The organism is Dyadobacter luticola (assembly GCF_005860805.1).
In the GTDB taxonomy this organism is placed as follows: Bacteria; Bacteroidota; Bacteroidia; order Cytophagales; family Spirosomataceae; genus Dyadobacter; species Dyadobacter luticola.
The window spans coordinates 1-17,650 of record NZ_VCEJ01000004.1; the positions used below are offsets into that span (position 1 = coordinate 1).

Consider the following 17,650-nt stretch of genomic DNA (forward strand, 5'->3'; position numbering starts at 1 on the left):
TATTGGCCTGGTGTTCACCTCTTCCCATCCCGAACAGAGAAGTTAAGCCCAGAACCGCCGATGATACTTGGGTCAAACCTGGTAAAGTAGGTAGTCGCCACAATTATTAACATCAAAAGCCCCGTAGCAATACGGGGCTTTTTTGCGTTTTATGCGGTAGAGATGTCCAAATGTCATTTATAAAAAAGGCCACCAAGCATTTTTGCTGAGCGGCCTTTAATTTTTAACTAAATGGTTTAAAACTTCATAAGCTCTTTTTGAATAACGCTTAAAAACTCCTGAGCAGATTGAGCGATTCCAATTGCATCGATGCCACACTCACGATATAGTTCATTAGGCTCACCATGCTCAACGATTGTATCAGCAATACCAAGTCTCTTGATCTTGTTGGAATAGCCATTATCTGTCATAAATTCAAGGACAGCAGTTCCAAATCCTCCTTGTAAGCAGCCGTCTTCAACAGTAAGGATGTGAGAGTAGGAAGAAAGAATTTCGTGCAGCAAAGACTCGTCTAATGGCTTTGCAAAGCGCATATCATACAAACCGGCGGAAATACCTTGCTTCTCCAATTTCTGACAAGCTTCTAGTGCAAAGTTTCCAATAGGTCCAAAGGAAAGAATTGCTAAATCTGATCCACCTTTGATTTTTCTGCCTTTTCCGATCTGAATTTCTTCAAAATTAGTTTTCCAATTTGGCATCACACCGGTTCCACGCGGATATCTTATTGTAAAGGCATATTTTCCGGATTGAAAAGATTCCAATTGAGCAGTATACATCATGTTCCTGAGTTCTTGCTCATTCATTGGAGATGCAACGACCATATTTGGAATGCATCGCATAAATGCAATGTCATATAAACCATGATGTGTTGGTCCATCTGCACCAACCAATCCTGCCCGGTCCAGGCAAAATATTACGGGCAATTCCTGAATACAGACATCATGGATAACCTGGTCATACGCGCGCTGCATGAATGTTGAGTAAATGTTGCAAAACACAACATCACCTCTGGTTGCCATGCCGGCAGAAAAGGTCACTGCATGCTGCTCTGCTATTCCAACATCAAATGCACGATCAGGAATTTCTTCCATCATGATATTCAGTGAAGATCCAGAGGGCATTGCGGGTGTGACGCCAACAATCTTTGGATTTTTCTTTGCCAATTCGACAATCGTATGTCCAAAAACGTCCTGGTATTTCGGTGCTTGGGGAGTGGTATGCGTTTTCTTCTTTATTTCGCCGGTAATCTTATCGAAAACACCTGGCGCATGCCATATAGTCTGATCTTTTTCGGCCGGGCCATAACCCTTTCCTTTTACAGTAAGGCAATGTAAAAGCTTCGGACCTGGAATACTTTTCAAATCCCGCAAAACCTCTGTCAAATGGCTGATATCATTGCCATCAATGGGCCCAAAATATCGTAAGCCAAGCGATTCAAACAAATTGCTTTGTCTGAGAATGGCGGTTTTCATCACCGTCTCCACTTTCGAGACAATTTCCTGAGCGCTTTTTCCGAAGTTGCTCATTTTGCCCAGAAGATTCCAAACCTCGTCTCTAAACTTGTTGTAAGTCTGAGAAGTAGTGATATCCGTCAGATATTCCTTCAAAGCACCTACATTCGGGTCGATCGCCATGCAGTTATCATTAAGGATAATCAGCAAGTTGGAATCCGTCGCTCCCGCATGATTCATCCCCTCAAATGCCAAACCCGCAGTCATAGCACCGTCGCCAATTACTGCGATGTGCTGGCGTTGGAAATTTTTCTCTAAGGCAGACGCGATTGACATGCCCAGTGCAGAAGATATAGATGTAGAAGAATGTCCTACACCGAAGGCGTCATAGATACTTTCCTTTCTTTTAGGAAAGCCTGATAATCCTCCGTAAGTTCTGTTTGAATGAAAATTATCCCTTCTGCCAGTGAGGATTTTATGACCGTATGCCTGATGTCCGACATCCCAAACCAGCTGGTCATCGGGCGTGTTAAACACATAATGCAGGGCAACGCTTAATTCTACAACACCCAGGCTGGCTCCAAAATGACCGCCATAAACGGAAACATTATCAATGATAAACTGGCGCAATTCATTGCAAACTTGGGGTAATTGTGAAATGTCCAGTTTGCGAAGATCCTCGGGAGAATCGATCTTGGCCAGTAATTTTCCAGGTGTTATAAGCATATGGCAAGCTACTAAATCAAATATTAAGCAATTGCTTGCTTTTAAAACATAACAAAATTAAGCAAATAGCAACTAAGTCTGCTTTTTATTTTCTCTGGCTAGCTTTGAACAATTTTTGCTTTTCCTCCCTGGTCAGGCTCTCATAACCGGATCTTGAAATCTTGTCCAGAATGGAATCAATTTCCATTTGGTCGGGCATTTCAATGGTATTTGAAGACGATGAAGAATAAACACTTGTGCTGCGGTACACTTGTCTTTCACGATAAGTTACCTGCATGGAAGGTCTTTTTCTAAACAATCTAGACCAGGCTGTTACGATAGCGTAAATAGGCTTGCCAAGGTCGGTACCATTTTGAAGAGATTTTATAAAAATATACCCGATAAATGCACCACCTAAATGTGCCAGATTACCACCGGCATTGGGTCCTACGGTCTGCGCAAGTGAAAGGATAATGTAAAATAACGCGATAAACTTGATCCTGATCGGACCTAGAAAAATGAGGTTGAATGTATAATTGGGAAGCAAAGTCGACGCACCGACTGCCACAGAAAAAGCAGCTGCGGATGCTCCCAACATTCTTGAACCTTCAATGTGCGCTTGAAAATAGGGTAGCACATTATAAAGTACAATGTAAATCAAGCCGCCGGCGATTCCGCCCAGCATATAAAGTGCAATAACCCTTTTCGCTCCCAGATATTCGTCTATCAGTTTTCCAAACCAATAGAGAAACAGCATATTAAAGAGAATGTGAAAGATATCGTCGTGTGTGAAGAAGTAGGTAAGCAGCGTCCAGGGTTTGTAGATAAATTCATCTGTCGCGGCGGGCAGTTGAAGCATATTAATAACTGCCAGGTAGGTACCTGAAGATTGAGACAGGGTAAGCACAATCTTCATCAGCAGCAATACCAAAAATATCGCTGTATTTATTAAAATAATCTTTACGAGTGCATTTTCCGATTTAGCAAACTCCCTTTTTACATCGTCAACAATATTGCTCATCTTATCAGTAGAAATTTGTTTTTTGCGTACCCCAGTAACGCAACAATATATATGCAAATAGCATTCCTCCTATATGCGCGAAGTGCGCAACGTTGTCTGACTGAGCATTTTGAATCCCTGAGTACAACTCATAAAGCCCATAGAAGGCTACAAAATATTTTGCCTTTATGGGGAACGGAACAAAGAGCAAAAACAGCTCAGTATTTGGGAACAGTAATCCAAACGCCATGAGAATGCCGAAAATTGCTCCCGAAGCACCTACCATGGGCGTGTTGATCGACCGCTCGTAGTAACTGTTGACAAAATTTATGCTATCCTGAATATAGCTGGAATTGGTTGGATTTTCTTCAAATTTATTCAAAAACTCAAGGTTGGCTTCGTAAATGCCTCTTGCGTGCTTGCTCATGAAGTCCACCAGCCCATCGGGCGTAGGATTTTGTGTAAATATCTCAACAGCATCGCGCAAGTTGGTGTTCTCAAAATAATCAATTCCTGAAAACAGAAGACCAGCTCCGATACCAGTAAAAAAGTAAAAAATCAAAAACTTTTTCGGTCCCCACATTCTTTCCAGCAGCGGCCCAAACATGAACAAGCCGAACATATTGCTCAGCAAATGTGTGAAGCTTCCATGCAAGAACATGTAGGATACAAACTGATAAGCATGAAAATCTGGCGAGAGCGTCGATACCAGCGCAAAGTTGTGGCTCAGGTTGATAATGTTGGCGTCGACAATATAGAAGAGTACATTCAGGATCAACAGGTTTCTGACTGTTGGGGTTATGGCTAACATATTTTTATATAATCAGGATTTACATTGAAGGCCGGGTAAAAGCCTTTTTATTTTAATTTTTAAAAATACTGGTAAGCTTATCCATCGTAAGCAGAACAATAATAGCCTCTCCACCAGGCGTCCTATTGGGATTACTTGACGCAAACAGCTGGTCAATCAATGTGTGTATTTCGAGGTAAGACAATTTTACCGCATATCTCACTGAAAACCGCCTAGCAAGTGACCGGGACAGGCTTTCCGGTTTATTTAATTTCAGGTCGGAATAACTTTGCTTAAGTTGTTCGATCAGCTCCTCAAAAAGGTCCTGCTCACTTTCTTCCGGCAAATCGGCGGGGATACCGCGAATAATCAATTCATTAGATCCAAATTCATCAAACTCAAATCCCAGGCTGTGAATCTCTTTTTTGGTTTCATGGACCAGCTGCATATCCGAATGTGTGAGCCGGATCCTTTTTGGAAAAAGTAGCTGTTGACAAGCACCATTTCGATTAATCAGCATCTTACGATATCGTTCGTACAAGATCCGTTCATACGCGGCTTTCTGGTCAATCAACATTATTCCGTCTTTTACCTGAGAAAGAATATAGCGATTATGCAGCTGAAACAGCACTGCGTCACTTTCGGGTGCGGCAATCACCTCAGAAGCCATCCTGTTAATTTTACTGGCCACGGTTTTAGATTGCTCCTGGTAAGCAGGTCTAGAAACGGTAGTGGAGCTCACTTCAAATGCTGCCAGCTCACGGCTGCGGTCTTCGGAATTTTGAAGACCTTCGAAAAGCTTGCTCCAATTTGTCAGGTTTGATCTCGACGGCTCTTTCTCCCCTTTTTTCGGCTGAGCTGCCCAGTCAGGCATGACTGGTCTTGGGATCAGATTGTTGTCATTTGATGGCGGCGGATTCAGGAAGTTAATGTTATCGTCAAAATCAATCGATTGGGATAGATTATAAACGCCTACCGCCTTTTTTACGGCCGCTAAAACAATCGCATAAACCGACTTTTCGTCGTCAAACTTGATCTCCGTTTTTGTAGGATGAATGTTAATGTCAATGTGTGAGGGATCGATTTCCAGGAAAAGCACATAAAAAGGGTGACTGCCCTCGGGGATTGTCCCGTCAAAAGCCGTGATCACCGCGTGATGCAGATAGCTGTGTTTAATGTAGCGATCATTAACAAAGAAAAATTGCTCTCCCCGCGTCTTCCTGGCAAACTCCGGTTTACCTATATAACCCTTCACATTAATGTAGGATGTATCTTCCTGGCAATATGCAAGTTGCTCGCGGTAACTCTTTCCGTAAATGTCGATAATCCTGCGCACGAGCTTGCCCGATTGGAGATTAAATACCTCCGTATCATTATGGTGCAGCGTAAAACTTACTTCCGGATGTGACAAAGCAATGCGCTGAAATTCATCCAGCACATGCCGCATCTCCACGGAATTGGATTTCAAAAAATTCCGGCGGGCAGGTACATTAAAAAACAGGTTTTTTACGGAAAAGTTGGTACCCTTCAAAGTAGCGACCGCTTCCTGGGTTTTGATTTCAGAACCATCGATGCGGATCAATGTACCAAGTTCGTCGGACTCCTGCCGGGTGCGGACTTCAACCTGGGCAACCGCTGCGATCGAAGCCAGTGCCTCTCCGCGGAAACCCATTGTACGGATCCGGAAAAGATCTTCTGACTGACGGATCTTGGAAGTGGCATGTCTTTCAAAACACATTCGGGCGTCTGTTTCGGACATACCCGAGCCGTCGTCTATAATCTGGATCAATGTTCTACCCGCCTCTCTCAGAATGACTTGTATATGCCTGGCACCAGCGTCAATCGCATTTTCCAGGAGCTCTTTCACCACCGACGCAGGGCGCTGAACAACCTCACCCGCTGCGATCTGGTTAGCAATAGAATCCGGTAATAATTGAATGATGTCCGATGACGGCATGGGGAACGGGGATAAACTTTACTATAACAAATAAACAAAAAAAAATTTCACCCGCCTTTCTATTTTAATGTACGGAAATGAGTGAGCAGCGACATTTTTATTTTGTCATTGAGAAATAATTATATAAATTATTGAAATGATTAAGAATATGTGAACGAATCAACTGTCTTTTGTTGTTGGCTAGAAATAATTTGCATATCTTGTAAGACTAAACTCGTAAGTTGTTTAACCTATCTCGTTATGAAAACGCCCATTTTTAAAAGATTTAATTTCACAATGGCCTTGCAGTGGCTGATTTTTCTACCGATCATTTTGCCTTTGTGCATTATCTTCGGCGCCATTCAGGGTGTCGTGAATATGGTTGAAAAAATGGCGCAGCGCATGTGGATGGACATGGAATTGTAGCTAAGATTTTATTTTAAAACCTTTATAAAGCAAAAGAGCCAGGAGATTAATCCTGGCTCTTTTGCTTTATAACATTGCTTAGAATTTCCACCTTACAAAGGCTTCCATCGCCTCGTACTCGGCCAGACCCAGCGAATCGTACAACTTGGAAGTACCGCGGTTGCGCTCCTCGGCCCGCTGCCAGAATTCCCTCGAATCTTCTCCCTGGAACACCACACCATCTTTTTGCGATTGGTGTTTGAAAATTCCCTGACGTTTTTTCAAAACCTGGTCAGGGCTCATCGGTACCGCCATTTCAATTTCGTAAATATCCCACTCAGCCCAGGCGCCGCGGTACAACCATACCCAGCAATCTTTCATGAAATTCTTGTGTTTCGAACGCTGCAATGCTGCCTCGATCGCATCCCAGCACACTTTGTGCGTTCCGTGCGGATCCGCGAAATCGCCTGCCGCGTAAATCTGGTGCGGTTTGATTTCATCGATCAGGCTTTCGATAATCCTTATATCTTCTTCGCCGATCGGTTTTTTCTGAACAGTACCTGTTTCGTAAAAAGGCATATTCAGGAAGTGCGCCTGGCTTGTCGGGATACCTACGAAGCGGCAGGTAGCTTTTGCCTCGCCTCTTCTTAGTAAACCTTTTACCTTGCGTATTTCAGGGGTATCGATTTCGCTGTCTTTGGTATGTTTCAAAAATTCCTTCGCGTCAAGAAACAACTTGTTTGTCTCAGGGCTATCGATCCCAAATCCTTTATTGAAATCCACTACAAAATCGATGAAACGCAAAGCTTCGTCGTCGGCAACCGCAATGTTACCGGAAGTCTGGTACGCCACGTGCACCTCGTGACCCTGATCTACCAGCCGCTGGAATGTTCCGCCCATCGAGATAATGTCATCATCCGGGTGCGGGCTGAAAATCAAAACACGTTTTTTAGCAGGCTGCGCTCTTTCCGGACGGTGTGTATCGTCTGCATTTGGCTTACCGCCCGGCCAGCCCGTAATTGTATGTTGTAATTGATTGAAAACGTTAATGTTGATCTCGTAAGCCGCACCATATTGCGCTAGCAAATCGCTCATACCATTATCATTGTAATCCTTATCCGTCAGTTTCAGGATTGGTTTTTTCAATGTTAATGACAAATGCGTCACCGCTTTTTTGATCATTTTATTATCCCAGATCACCGAATCAACTGCCCAAGGCGTTTTAATGCGGGTAAGCTCCGAAGCAGCACTTTCGTCTACTACGAATGTTACATCCGGATGTGCTTGCAGGTAGGATGCGGGGTTCAATTCCGTCACCGGACCTTCCACAGCACCGTGGATTACAGAAGCTTTACGCTCACCCCAGGCCAGCAAAACAACGCGTCTCGCATTCAAAATCGGCGCAATACCCAATGTGATCGCTTTGCGGGGAACATTGGCAAGACCACCGAATTCAGATCCTGCGGCAACCCGTGTAGAATGATCCAGTGTGATTAATCTTGTGCGGGAGTTGATCAGCGAACCAGGCTCATTGAAACCTACGTGCCCATTTCCACCAATACCCAAAAGTTGAAAATCCAGCCCGCCAACCGCATTGATCTTGTTTTCATACGACATACAGTAATCGCGCAGCAATGCTGGCGGAACGGTACCGTCGGGGATAAAGTAATTTTCTTTCGGAATGTCGACGTGATTGAAAAGCTGCTCCTTCATAAACCGGTGGTAGCTATAAATAGAGTCTGGCTCCATCTGATAGTATTCATCCAGGTTGAAAGAAATCACGTTCTTGAAACTCAAACCTTCCTCTTTGTGCATACGGACCAGGATCGCGTATACTGTTTTGGGAGAAGATCCGGTAGCAAGGCCCAGTACGCAAGGCTTTCCCTCTTTCTGTTTTTGCCGGATCAAATCTGCTATTTCTCTCGCAACCGCATTGGAAGCCTCTTTGGAATCGGCAAATATCTGAGTAGGTATTTTTTCGTAGGTGATCGGCTGACCTTTGGTACCGTTGGTACCCTTTCCATTGTTTGAAGCTTGCATTAAAATTGTTTGAGAATTCACCGTTTGCTGGCTCATAGTTAACTTGAAATATTTAGGGTTCAAGAATCAACAGAAACTGAAATTTGTTGGATTTTTGTGCGAAGTGCTCGACCACGCAAGCATATCGGCCACAAAAATACAAGGGAAATCCAATGTTATTAAAATAATTTAAAAAATAACTGTCATTAAAATTACTGCTTTTGGGAATATTAATACTACTACCGTTTGTTACTAAGACAGCGAGTGCCGGGTTTTAATACATAAAGTAAGACCTATTATTTTATTCCAAAAGAAATGGTCGTAATTTTGCGGCTCAAATAAGAATCTTCACCATTTTTTCTGATACCATCCATGTCTACACTCACAAGCGTTGAACGTGATACCACCATTTTCGATCTGATCAACAGAGAAAAATATCGCCAGGAATCTGGTATAGAGCTGATCGCCTCTGAAAACTTCACTTCACGCCAGGTGATGGAAGCTTCGGGAAGTGTGTTGACCAACAAATATGCCGAAGGTCTGCCGGGAAAAAGGTATTACGGTGGATGTGAAGTTGTGGATGAAATTGAGCAGATCGCGATTGACCGCCTGAAAGAACTTTTTGGAGCAACCTGGGCAAATGTCCAGCCACATTCAGGCGCGCAGGCTAATACAGCTGTTTTCGTGGCTTGCCTTAATCCGGGTGACAAGATTATGGGTTTCAACCTGGCCCATGGCGGACATTTAACCCACGGTTCACCGGTTAACATTTCAGGAAAATATTTTCAACCTGTTTTTTATGGGGTTGATGCAGAAACCGGTTTGATCGACTGGGATAAAGTGGAAGAAACTGCTGTAAAAGAAAAACCAAAGCTTTTGATCTGTGGCGCTTCTGCATATAGCCGCGATTGGGATTATGAGCGTCTGCGCGCAATCGCCGATCAGGTAGGTGCCTTGTTGATGGCCGATATCGCCCACCCAGCTGGTCTGATCGCCAAAGGTCTTTTGAAAGATCCTTTTGATCATTGCCACATTGTTACTACGACTACACATAAAACATTGCGCGGCCCACGCGGCGGTGTGATCATGATGCGTAATGATTTCGAAAATCCATTTGGCATCAAAACACCAAAAGGCGCACTTCGTACCATGTCATCACTGCTCGATTCCGGTGTTTTCCCAGGAACACAAGGCGGGCCGCTGGAACATATTATTGCCGCAAAAGCAGTGGCATTCGGCGAAGCATTGAGCGAGGGCTACTATAACTACGCGACGCAGGTTGCTAAAAATGCGCAGGCGATGGCCAAAGCATTTGTAGAAAAAGGTTACCGGATCATTTCAGGCGGTACAGACAACCATTTAATGTTGATCGACCTGCGCACGAAAAATGGTGTTGATTCTGGATTGACCGGAAAACTGGCTGAAAACACTTTGATCAAAGCGGACATTACCATTAATAAAAACATGGTTCCGTTCGATGACAAATCGCCGATGATCACTTCTGGTATCCGCGTAGGTACTGCTGCGATGACTACCCGCGGATTGGTTGAAGCCGATATGGAACGCATTGTAGACCTGCTGGATACGGTTTTGAGCAATCACGATAATGATGCTAAAATTGCGTCAGTGAAAGGTGAAGTAAACAATTGGATGAAACAATATCCATTATATGTTTAGTTTTCATAACTTTGCACTCCAAATTCGAAATATTTGATATGAGCAAGAAAAATACGGACCAGTCCGGATTTGAAATAATTGAAAATCCGGATGCATTAGCCGGCCAGATCAATAAAGCAGAGGTTTTTTTCCTTAAAAACCGTAAGGTGTTGTTTGGTATTGGAGGGGCGATATTGTTGGCAATTGTTGCTTTTGCAGGTTACCGTTTTTATATCGACGGTCAGGAGGGAACAGCTCAGAATGCGCTTGCGAGTGTTGTTTATGATTTCGAAGCAGATTCACTACAAAAAGCGCTTAATGGTAGCGGCGGAAACGAAGGTCTTTTGTCAATTGCCGACAGTTATAAAGGAACCGACGCCAGCAATCTTGCAAACTTCTACGCGGGCGTAGCATTACTAAAACAAGGTAAATACGATGATGCGATCAGTCACCTGCAATCTTTCAGCTCTTCGGATTTGTTAGTTCATGCACGTGCACAATCTTTGATCGGTGACGCTTATCTTGAAAAAAACCAGCCGGCAGAAGCAATTTCTTACTATCAGAAAGCCGCTGACTACGAAAAGAACGAATATTTTACTCCGGTATATTTAATGAAATTGGCTTTGGCCCAGGAAAAAGCGGGTAAGCCTGCTGACGCGGTGTCTTCCTATAAACGTGTGATCGACGAGTTTCCACTTTCCTCGGAAGTGGTAAACGCGAAGAAGTACATGGGATTATTGGAAGGACAGGTCGGCAAATAATGGTTTAACCATTCTGTTCCTAAAAAGGATAAAGCCGACAAAGGTTTTATCCTTTTTTTATGATGTGTTTTCAAGATTTCAAAACCCCAAATACGAATCGAAATGTCAAGCGCAGATAAAAATTTGAGCGTTTTCAAAACCGACGGTCTCCCTGATATCAGTTCAAGAAAATTCGCCATCCTGGTGGCCGAGTGGAATTCGGAAGTGACCGAAAAATTGTTCGAAGGAGCTTACAATACCTTGATTCAATACGGTGCCGAAGCAGAGAACATTGAAAGAGGAAATGTTCCCGGAAGTTTTGAACTGACAACCGGCTCATTGTGGTACGCACTGCGCCGCGACATCGATGCCGTGATTGCACTGGGCGTAGTAATTCAAGGCGAAACGAAACATAATGATTATATCAATCATGCAGTAGCGCAGGGATTAACCAATGTTAGCCTAAAAACTGAAAAGCCAGTCATCTTCGGCGTACTAACCCCAAACACCATGGAGCAAGCACTGGAAAGGGCCGGAGGAATTCACGGCAACAAAGGCGACGAAGCAGCCATGACAGCAATTAAAATGCTGGGGCTTTATTCGGAGGTTGCTAGGCATGGGAGTCATTGATTGTCATTAGTAGTCATTAATTGTCATTAGGTCATTGGTTGTCATTTGTAGTCAGGTATTGTCAGGTGTTGTCTTTAATTGTTATTATGTTTTTAGCCCAATAAAAAAACAATAAATGACCACACTTGACTACAAATGACCATAAATGACAAGTATACATTTTCTAAAAAACCCATATTTAAAATTATGCAAGTCTGGAAATTTGGCGGTACTTCGGTAGGGAAGCCTGAACGCATGCACTCGATCCGCGAACTTCTTAATGGTGATCCGAACCGGAAAATTGTCGTTTTGTCGGCGTTATCTGGTTCGACAAATGCATTGATTGCAATTGGCGAGGCAGCCAAAGCATTTGACGATACAAAAGCAGCGGCGCTGATTGAGGATTTGCGGACACATTATAATCTCTTCATTAAAGAATTGTATACGACCGAAGAGGGATTGTCGCAAGGCCAGCAGATTGTAGATAATGAATTTAGCTACATTAAATCGCTGGTGGGCATCAAGCCTTTTACGATCAAACAGGAAAAAGAGCTCGTTGCAGAGGGGGAAATATTAAGTACCAAAATGTTCCAGGCTTATCTGGAAGAAAAAGGCGAAAGTTCAGTCCTGCTATCTGCACTCGATTTTATGCGCATTGATGCCGACGGCGAACCCGAGCTGGCAACGATCGAGGAAAAGCTGGTGACGATCCTGAACCAATATACAGACAAGCAAACTATCATTACCCAGGGTTTTATCTGCCGCAATCCGCGCGAGGAAGTAGATAACCTGAAACGCGGCGGCTCAGATTATACGGCTTCGCTGATCGGCGGCGCAATACGTGCGGATGAAATTCAGATCTGGACGGATATCGACGGAATGCATAACAATGATCCCCGGATCGTAAAACGTACATTTCCGATTCGCGAGTTAACATTTGAAGAAGCTGCTGAACTGGCTTACTTCGGGGCGAAAATTTTGCATCCAAGCACAATTACGCCAGCAAAGTTACGCGGCGTGCCGGTTCGTCTGAAAAATACGATGCAGCCCGAAGCGCCCGGAACATTGATCGCCAATCAAACTTCCGATCGCGAGATCAAGGCGATTGCTGCGAAGGACAACATTACGGCCATTTACATACACTCAACCCGTATGCTAAATGCTTACGGCTTCCTTCGTAGGGTGTTTGAAGTGTTTGAAAAATACAAGACGCCGGTGGATATGATCACAACCTCCGAAGTTTCGGTATCTGTGACGATCGACAACTCAGAAAACCTGGATAAGATCAGTGCTGAACTTCGGGAATTCGCTGATTTGGAGGAACATGACCGCGATCAGAATATCATTTGCATTGTAGGAAATTTCAGTGCAGACAAGGAAGGAATTGCCCTAAAAGTATTGGATGCATTGAAACATATTCCTATACGAATGATTTCGTATGGCGCTTCGGAGCATAACCTCTCGCTGCTGATCCACTCGAAATATAAGTCGGAAGCATTGAATGTGCTCAACGAGCGACTTTTCTATTATGAGGATGCGATGAAAGATATTTTCACGGCGCCCTGATAGCATTTCTTTCATATTTATTGCTAAAAGCGACTAGCTAAGCCAGATGTTACAAACGAATTTCATTCGAGAAAACCGCGATCTGACGATTGCCGGATTGATAAAAAAACATTTCAAGGACGCTGAAAATGCGGTGGATCGGATCATTGACCTGGACCGCAAACGCCGCGAAGTGCAGCAGGCATTAGACGAAACATTGGCCGCCTCCAACAACAAAGCCAAGGAAATCGGCGCATTGATGAAGGCCGGACAAAAAGCCGAGGCAGAAGCTGCCAAAGCAGACACCGCCGCTTTGAAAGAAAGATCCAAATCGCTTGACGAAGAACATAAAGTGATCGAAACCAGCTTGCTGGAGGAGCTAGTAAAACTGCCAAATTTACCGCACGAAAGTGTACCAGAAGGCCGCGCTGCCGAGGATAATGTGACCGTCGAGGAAACCGGCGAAAAGCCAACATTACCGGCTGGTGCATTGCCGCATTGGGATTTAATCAAAAAATTAGGGCAAAACCAGGCTCCGATCATTGATTTTGAATTGGGTAACAAAATTACCGCGGCTGGTTTTCCGGTCTATAAAGGAAAAGCCGCAAGATTGCAGCGTGCGATGATCTCTTTTTTCCTGGATGAAGCCGGAAAAGCAGGTTACACAGAAGTGCAGCCGCCGATTGTAGTGAATGCTGATTCTGGTTTTGCCACCGGCCAGTTACCCGACAAAGAAGGTCAGATGTACCACGATGCCGCTGATGATTTGTATCTGATCCCGACTGCCGAAGTTCCGGTCACAAACTTATATCGCGATGTGATTGTCGCAGAAAGCGAGTTACCTGTTAAAAATGTGGCTTACACGCCTTGTTTTCGTCGGGAAGCTGGGAGCTGGGGGGCTCATGTAAGAGGATTGAACAGGCTGCACCAGTTTGATAAAGTGGAAATCGTGCAGATCAATCGTCCCGAAGATTCTTACAAAGCCTTGGACGAAATGGTGAATCACGTGAAAAACCTGCTCGGGAAACTGGAATTACCTTATCGCATTCTCCGTCTCTGCGGCGGCGATATGGGTTTTACGTCTGCGCTGACTTACGATTTCGAAGTTTGGTCCGCTGGTCAGGAGCGCTGGCTGGAATGCAGCTCAGTTTCCAATTTTGAAACTTACCAGGCGAGCCGTTTGAAATTGCGTTACAAAAATGCTGATAAGAAAACACAGCTGCTGCATACATTAAACGGTTCGGCGCTGGCATTGCCCCGGATTTTGGCTGCATTGTTGGAAAATAACCAGCAGGCGGACGGTACCGTAAAAGTGCCGGCTATTTTGGTGCCTTATTGCGGTTTTGATGTGATTGAGTAGACGCTGGTTTTCAGAAAAATACAAGGTTAGCCTTCACATTTTGTGAGGGCTATTTTGTTATAAAAGCTTAACCCACATTTGCCTAGCGTGAAAGCTCATATTCAGGGAGTCGCCGTTTAAAAAATGATTTCAGCCGAAGAATAAACAGAATCCTTAAAATAGATAATGCGGGGCATATTTGAATCAAATGCACTTAGGAAATGAACAAAGTCTTTGATCAAATTGCGTATAGCTTATCTTCTCACGGCAAACAAATAAGGTCCGATACTATAAAACGTCTCATAAGAGAGGGTGATCCTGAAACGTTGTCATTTGTCCTTAATTTGCTAAAACAGACCGCTGTGCCTAATGGATATCCATTAATTATCCATGCTATGGGTAAATCCCGTAATCCAATTTATACCGATGCACTGTTGAATGTTGAATACAAAAATTACGAGTTGACAATAAATGCGTTAATAAAACTGGGAGTTTTTGATCAATATGCCTGCTTTTTTTTATCACGAAAAGATATGAAAATGAAGTTACGTTATGCGGCGAAATTTATAAGTCCCAGGCTAATATTAGAACTCTGTCAGGTAGGAAAGCTTGATGACATCTTGAAAGCCAAATCGTTGTATGCCGCAATTTGGAAAGTAATGGTGGCCAAAGCAAATTTCTAAAAATGAGTAGGCTATTAGATAATAATTCTTCTGCCTATCATATTGAAGGCAATAACCTGCCAAATAAAATGCAGCAGATTTGGTTTACCCTGAGAAAGTTAAACAGCCAGTTTCTTCGGAAATGCCAGCCAGATAAAATACCCCGTCAAACCAACAATGCTTACCTGCATCAGATAGTCAATCAACAAATCCGAAGAGGCGAATGTATCGCCTGGCGTCATGTAGCAGGGCATGCCCAGGCGCCACCAGAAGGAGGGGTGGATGACGCAGAGGAGATTGAAAATGAAAAGCAGCGAAATCTGGGTTTTGTTTTTCCAGTTGATCACATCAAAAACCAGCGGTATCAGGAAAAGGAAAATGTAATTGCTGTACGCACTTTGCTGGACGATCATCATGGTCGCGTAAAGTACGATCCAGACGCGGGAAAGCATTACCCTGAAATCAGCATTACGAAGGCGCCAGGCTGAAAGACAAGCCAGCCCGACGGAAATGGTCAGTCCGACCCAGTTCCAGAATTTCTCACCGACGCCAATGTTGTTCAAAAACCAGGGATTGATCACAGACTGAATGTTTGGCGCGCGCAATGTTTTGGCTTCGTCCAGCGGCTGCATAAATTCCCAGCCGACGATCGGGTACAAAATAGCCAGCGACGCAACTCCGATAATCGCAATCGGAATCAGGAAGCGGATTTTTTCTTTTTCAAGAATAAAAAGCGGGAGGAAGATCAGGATAAAAATGGCCTTGGTCATCAATAGCCCGATCGCCAGGATGGCAGCATACCATTCGACGCGCAATGTCCGCTCTCTGGCCCAATAAGCAAGTGTCACGAAAAGCCACATCCAGACATCTTCCTGAGCGCCGATTACGCATAGTACCAGCGAGCCGGGCAGCAGCAGATAAATGATCGATTTGACCAACATTGCCCCTTTTGATTGGAACGGCCGGAAAAAATGGTAGGATATCAGCAGCGCGACGCCGTCCATGATCGCCATCGTGAGCACGATCATTTTCGGATCATACCAGAGTTTGACAAAAATCCCCAGAAAATAGGCGTATAAAGGCGAGTAAGGTGACCAAAAGTCGCGGTAAACCGCCTGGCCCTGAGAGGCTTTGCTGGCTTCGTCCCAGAATCCGTTTACATCGGAAGTCGGCTGCAATCCTGCAATAAGATAAGTCGCAATAAATGGTAACAAACGCAGCAGAATCCAGCTTACCGAAAGTACCGTAGTGACCGATTTACCTTCCAGCCAGCGGGTTAATGTTTCTTTTTTGAAAAGAATGAGCGCCGTGCCAAGTAGGCACAGCAGGCTGATGGCCAGTTTTGCGATTACAATGCTCATGCTGGCCGCAGGTTTTCGGAGAGGACTACTTTCCGATATGTTTCACGTAAGATCCAGAGGAAGCATAGCACATTCAGGATCTGCAAAATGTATTCGAAAAGGAAAGACGGGTCACCGAACACGACCAGCGATTTGTAGGCGGGCTGTTTAATATAAACCCAAACAAAAGGCTGCACGACCGTAAGCCAGTTCAATGCCAGCAGAACTGCAACGTGCCACGTTTTACGAATGTCGATGATTTCAAAAAGAAGCGCCATTAAATAGGCAATCACATACGCGCCCATCGCGCTGGCCTGGAAAATCATCATGCAAACAAAGCAGGCAATAAAAAGTCCCGGCAAAACCTGGTTGACGTGTTTGTGTCGCGCTTTGAATGCAAAGTAAGCAGGAATGAAAACGGTGAAGAGCAAACCGATCCAATTGATCAATGTTGACTTTTTCTCATCGATCGGGAATATCATTTCAACAAACGGCCGGCTTACTGAAAACAAATTGGGTGTCATCAGTTGCTCGGTATGCTGGATCGGCATTAGGAAAAGGTCGCCGATTTGCCAGTATAGAAATCCCACCGCAGGTAACCCGATCGCTGCCATTACGAGCAGCATTTTAACCGGTTTTTTGACACTAATTAATAATGCCGGCAGCAGAAAAATGAATGTTACCTTAATAGTCAGCAAAGCGAGCGCGTACAAAATACCGGCGCCAACTTCGTAATTGACGGTTTGTTTCAATGTATACCGCCAAATCAGCAGCGCCGCGCCCCAGAACCAAACTTCCTCCTGGCCATCGACCAGAATGTACATAAATGCTGCGGGCAGCATGAGGTAAATGATTGCCAGCTGCAATGCCCGGGTAGAGCGCTTCTTATAGGTTTGATAAGTCAACCATAAAATCCCGCTTTCCATCAAAACCATAAAAAGTACGATCGCGCGCGAATTGTGCCAGATCCAGACAGGGATACTTATAATGTAGGCATAAAGTGGCGCGTGGTACGACCAGAAATCACGGTATACAAAACCGCCGGCTTTCGCGGCTTCGGCTTTGTAAAAAAAGAAAGGTATATCGCCGCGGGGATCTTCGTTAATGATGAGGAAAATGCCGATCCAGGGAATCAGGCGAAGTAAGACAAAACCAAGTCCAAAGACCAGCTTTTCATTTTCCTGCTGCCACTTGAAAAAAAGGTCGGTTTTGCTGATAGTCCATACGATTCCGAGCGTTAATCCAAGGTTAATGAAAAGCTTAATGTAAAAAATAGTGAGTATGGGCATGGACAAATTTGTCGTAACGAAGCGCAAACTTAAGACAAGTTTTCTTGAAAATGAGCAGCAAAACCCAAAGTTTTAATCGGTTAGCAAATTGTATGCTTGCATACCTTTTGCCAAAAACCTATTTTTGATTTAAGTCATCCACCACATTCCATGCTGTTTACAGC

14 protein-coding genes and 1 rRNA gene are annotated in these 17,650 nt (G+C 44.2%); 8 read left to right on the forward strand and 7 right to left on the reverse strand.

Annotation, left to right across the window (positions count from 1 at the left end):
* Positions 1-103, forward strand: a 5S ribosomal RNA gene (gene rrf / locus FEN17_RS10585); the annotation flags it as partial.
* A 133-nt stretch (positions 104-236) separates the two neighbouring features.
* On the opposite strand, the gene dxs is transcribed toward rrf, so the two are convergent.
* From dxs to mutL, 4 genes are all read right to left on the reverse strand, one after another.
* Complete coding sequence (gene dxs, locus FEN17_RS10590) at positions 237-2,177, reverse strand: 1-deoxy-D-xylulose-5-phosphate synthase (RefSeq protein ID WP_138365341.1); 1,941 nt, start codon at positions 2,175-2,177, stop codon at positions 237-239.
* Between the two features lie 85 nt (positions 2,178-2,262).
* Positions 2,263-3,177, reverse strand: coding sequence for a rhomboid family intramembrane serine protease (locus FEN17_RS10595; protein ID WP_138365342.1), 915 nt, complete (start codon positions 3,175-3,177; stop codon positions 2,263-2,265).
* Positions 3,178-3,181: 4 nt separating this feature from the next.
* Complete coding sequence (locus FEN17_RS10600; protein ID WP_138365343.1) at positions 3,182-3,967, reverse strand: rhomboid family intramembrane serine protease; 786 nt, start codon at positions 3,965-3,967, stop codon at positions 3,182-3,184.
* A 52-nt stretch (positions 3,968-4,019) separates the two neighbouring features.
* Positions 4,020-5,903, reverse strand: a complete 1,884-nt coding sequence (mutL, locus tag FEN17_RS10605; RefSeq protein WP_138365344.1) for a DNA mismatch repair endonuclease MutL — start codon at positions 5,901-5,903, stop codon at positions 4,020-4,022.
* Positions 5,904-6,143: 240 nt separating this feature from the next.
* Here mutL and FEN17_RS27270 point away from each other — a divergent pair, with 240 nt between their 5' ends.
* The gene (locus tag FEN17_RS27270) at positions 6,144-6,308 is read left to right on the forward strand and encodes a hypothetical protein (RefSeq protein ID WP_171037903.1); all 165 of its coding nucleotides are present in this window, start codon (positions 6,144-6,146) and stop codon (positions 6,306-6,308) included.
* A gap of 78 nt (positions 6,309-6,386) precedes the next feature.
* Here FEN17_RS27270 and nagB read toward each other — a convergent pair whose 3' ends face one another.
* Entirely contained in the window at positions 6,387-8,327 is a 1,941-nt protein-coding gene (gene nagB, locus FEN17_RS10610; protein WP_138365345.1) for a glucosamine-6-phosphate deaminase, read from the reverse strand.
* A gap of 351 nt (positions 8,328-8,678) precedes the next feature.
* Here nagB and glyA point away from each other — a divergent pair, with 351 nt between their 5' ends.
* From glyA to FEN17_RS10640, 6 genes are all read left to right on the forward strand, one after another.
* Positions 8,679-9,983, forward strand: coding sequence for a serine hydroxymethyltransferase (gene glyA / locus FEN17_RS10615; protein WP_138365346.1), 1,305 nt, complete (start codon positions 8,679-8,681; stop codon positions 9,981-9,983).
* 38 nt (positions 9,984-10,021) lie between these two features.
* On the forward strand, positions 10,022-10,723 hold the full coding sequence (locus tag FEN17_RS10620) for a tetratricopeptide repeat protein (RefSeq protein ID WP_138365347.1): 702 nt from the start codon (positions 10,022-10,024) through the stop codon (positions 10,721-10,723).
* Between the two features lie 102 nt (positions 10,724-10,825).
* Positions 10,826-11,332 carry a 6,7-dimethyl-8-ribityllumazine synthase gene (ribH, locus tag FEN17_RS10625; protein ID WP_138365348.1) on the forward strand — a complete coding sequence of 169 codons (507 nt, stop codon included), beginning with the start codon at positions 10,826-10,828 and terminating at the stop codon, positions 11,330-11,332.
* A 186-nt stretch (positions 11,333-11,518) separates the two neighbouring features.
* Positions 11,519-12,877, forward strand: coding sequence for an aspartate kinase (locus FEN17_RS10630; protein WP_138365349.1), 1,359 nt, complete (start codon positions 11,519-11,521; stop codon positions 12,875-12,877).
* A 46-nt stretch (positions 12,878-12,923) separates the two neighbouring features.
* Positions 12,924-14,216: a serine--tRNA ligase gene (gene serS / locus FEN17_RS10635; protein WP_138365350.1), complete on the forward strand. Its 1,293-nt coding sequence runs from the start codon at positions 12,924-12,926 to the stop codon at positions 14,214-14,216.
* A 200-nt stretch (positions 14,217-14,416) separates the two neighbouring features.
* Positions 14,417-14,878 carry a hypothetical protein gene (locus tag FEN17_RS10640; RefSeq protein WP_138365351.1) on the forward strand — a complete coding sequence of 154 codons (462 nt, stop codon included), beginning with the start codon at positions 14,417-14,419 and terminating at the stop codon, positions 14,876-14,878.
* Positions 14,879-14,976: 98 nt separating this feature from the next.
* Here FEN17_RS10640 and FEN17_RS10645 read toward each other — a convergent pair whose 3' ends face one another.
* Both FEN17_RS10645 and FEN17_RS10650 read right to left on the reverse strand, forming a co-directional pair.
* Positions 14,977-16,218 carry a hypothetical protein gene (locus tag FEN17_RS10645; RefSeq protein WP_138365352.1) on the reverse strand — a complete coding sequence of 414 codons (1,242 nt, stop codon included), beginning with the start codon at positions 16,216-16,218 and terminating at the stop codon, positions 14,977-14,979.
* A complete protein-coding gene (locus FEN17_RS10650) occupies positions 16,215-17,486 on the reverse strand; it encodes a hypothetical protein (protein WP_138365353.1) in 1,272 nt (423 codons plus the stop codon). The genes FEN17_RS10645 and FEN17_RS10650 overlap by 4 nt, the downstream gene beginning before the upstream one ends.
* Between the last annotated feature and the right edge of the window lie 164 nt (positions 17,487-17,650).

Excerpts from the sequence above, each read along its gene's own strand:
- dxs (WP_138365341.1), bottom strand. The coding sequence starts at position 2,177 with ATGCTTATAACACCTGGAAAATTACTGGCCAAGATCGATTCTCCCGAG.
- FEN17_RS10595 (WP_138365342.1), bottom strand. The coding sequence starts at position 3,177 with ATGAGCAATATTGTTGACGATGTAAAAAGGGAGTTTGCTAAATCGGAA.
- FEN17_RS10600 (WP_138365343.1), bottom strand. The coding sequence starts at position 3,967 with ATGTTAGCCATAACCCCAACAGTCAGAAACCTGTTGATCCTGAATGTA.
- mutL (WP_138365344.1), bottom strand. The coding sequence starts at position 5,903 with ATGCCGTCATCGGACATCATTCAATTATTACCGGATTCTATTGCTAAC.
- FEN17_RS27270 (WP_171037903.1), top strand. The coding sequence starts at position 6,144 with ATGAAAACGCCCATTTTTAAAAGATTTAATTTCACAATGGCCTTGCAG.
- nagB (WP_138365345.1), bottom strand. The coding sequence starts at position 8,327 with ATGCAAGCTTCAAACAATGGAAAGGGTACCAACGGTACCAAAGGTCAG.
- glyA (WP_138365346.1), top strand. The coding sequence starts at position 8,679 with ATGTCTACACTCACAAGCGTTGAACGTGATACCACCATTTTCGATCTG.
- FEN17_RS10620 (WP_138365347.1), top strand. The coding sequence starts at position 10,022 with ATGAGCAAGAAAAATACGGACCAGTCCGGATTTGAAATAATTGAAAAT.
- ribH (WP_138365348.1), top strand. The coding sequence starts at position 10,826 with ATGTCAAGCGCAGATAAAAATTTGAGCGTTTTCAAAACCGACGGTCTC.
- FEN17_RS10630 (WP_138365349.1), top strand. The coding sequence starts at position 11,519 with ATGCAAGTCTGGAAATTTGGCGGTACTTCGGTAGGGAAGCCTGAACGC.
- serS (WP_138365350.1), top strand. The coding sequence starts at position 12,924 with ATGTTACAAACGAATTTCATTCGAGAAAACCGCGATCTGACGATTGCC.
- FEN17_RS10640 (WP_138365351.1), top strand. The coding sequence starts at position 14,417 with ATGAACAAAGTCTTTGATCAAATTGCGTATAGCTTATCTTCTCACGGC.
- FEN17_RS10645 (WP_138365352.1), bottom strand. The coding sequence starts at position 16,218 with ATGAGCATTGTAATCGCAAAACTGGCCATCAGCCTGCTGTGCCTACTT.
- FEN17_RS10650 (WP_138365353.1), bottom strand. The coding sequence starts at position 17,486 with ATGCCCATACTCACTATTTTTTACATTAAGCTTTTCATTAACCTTGGA.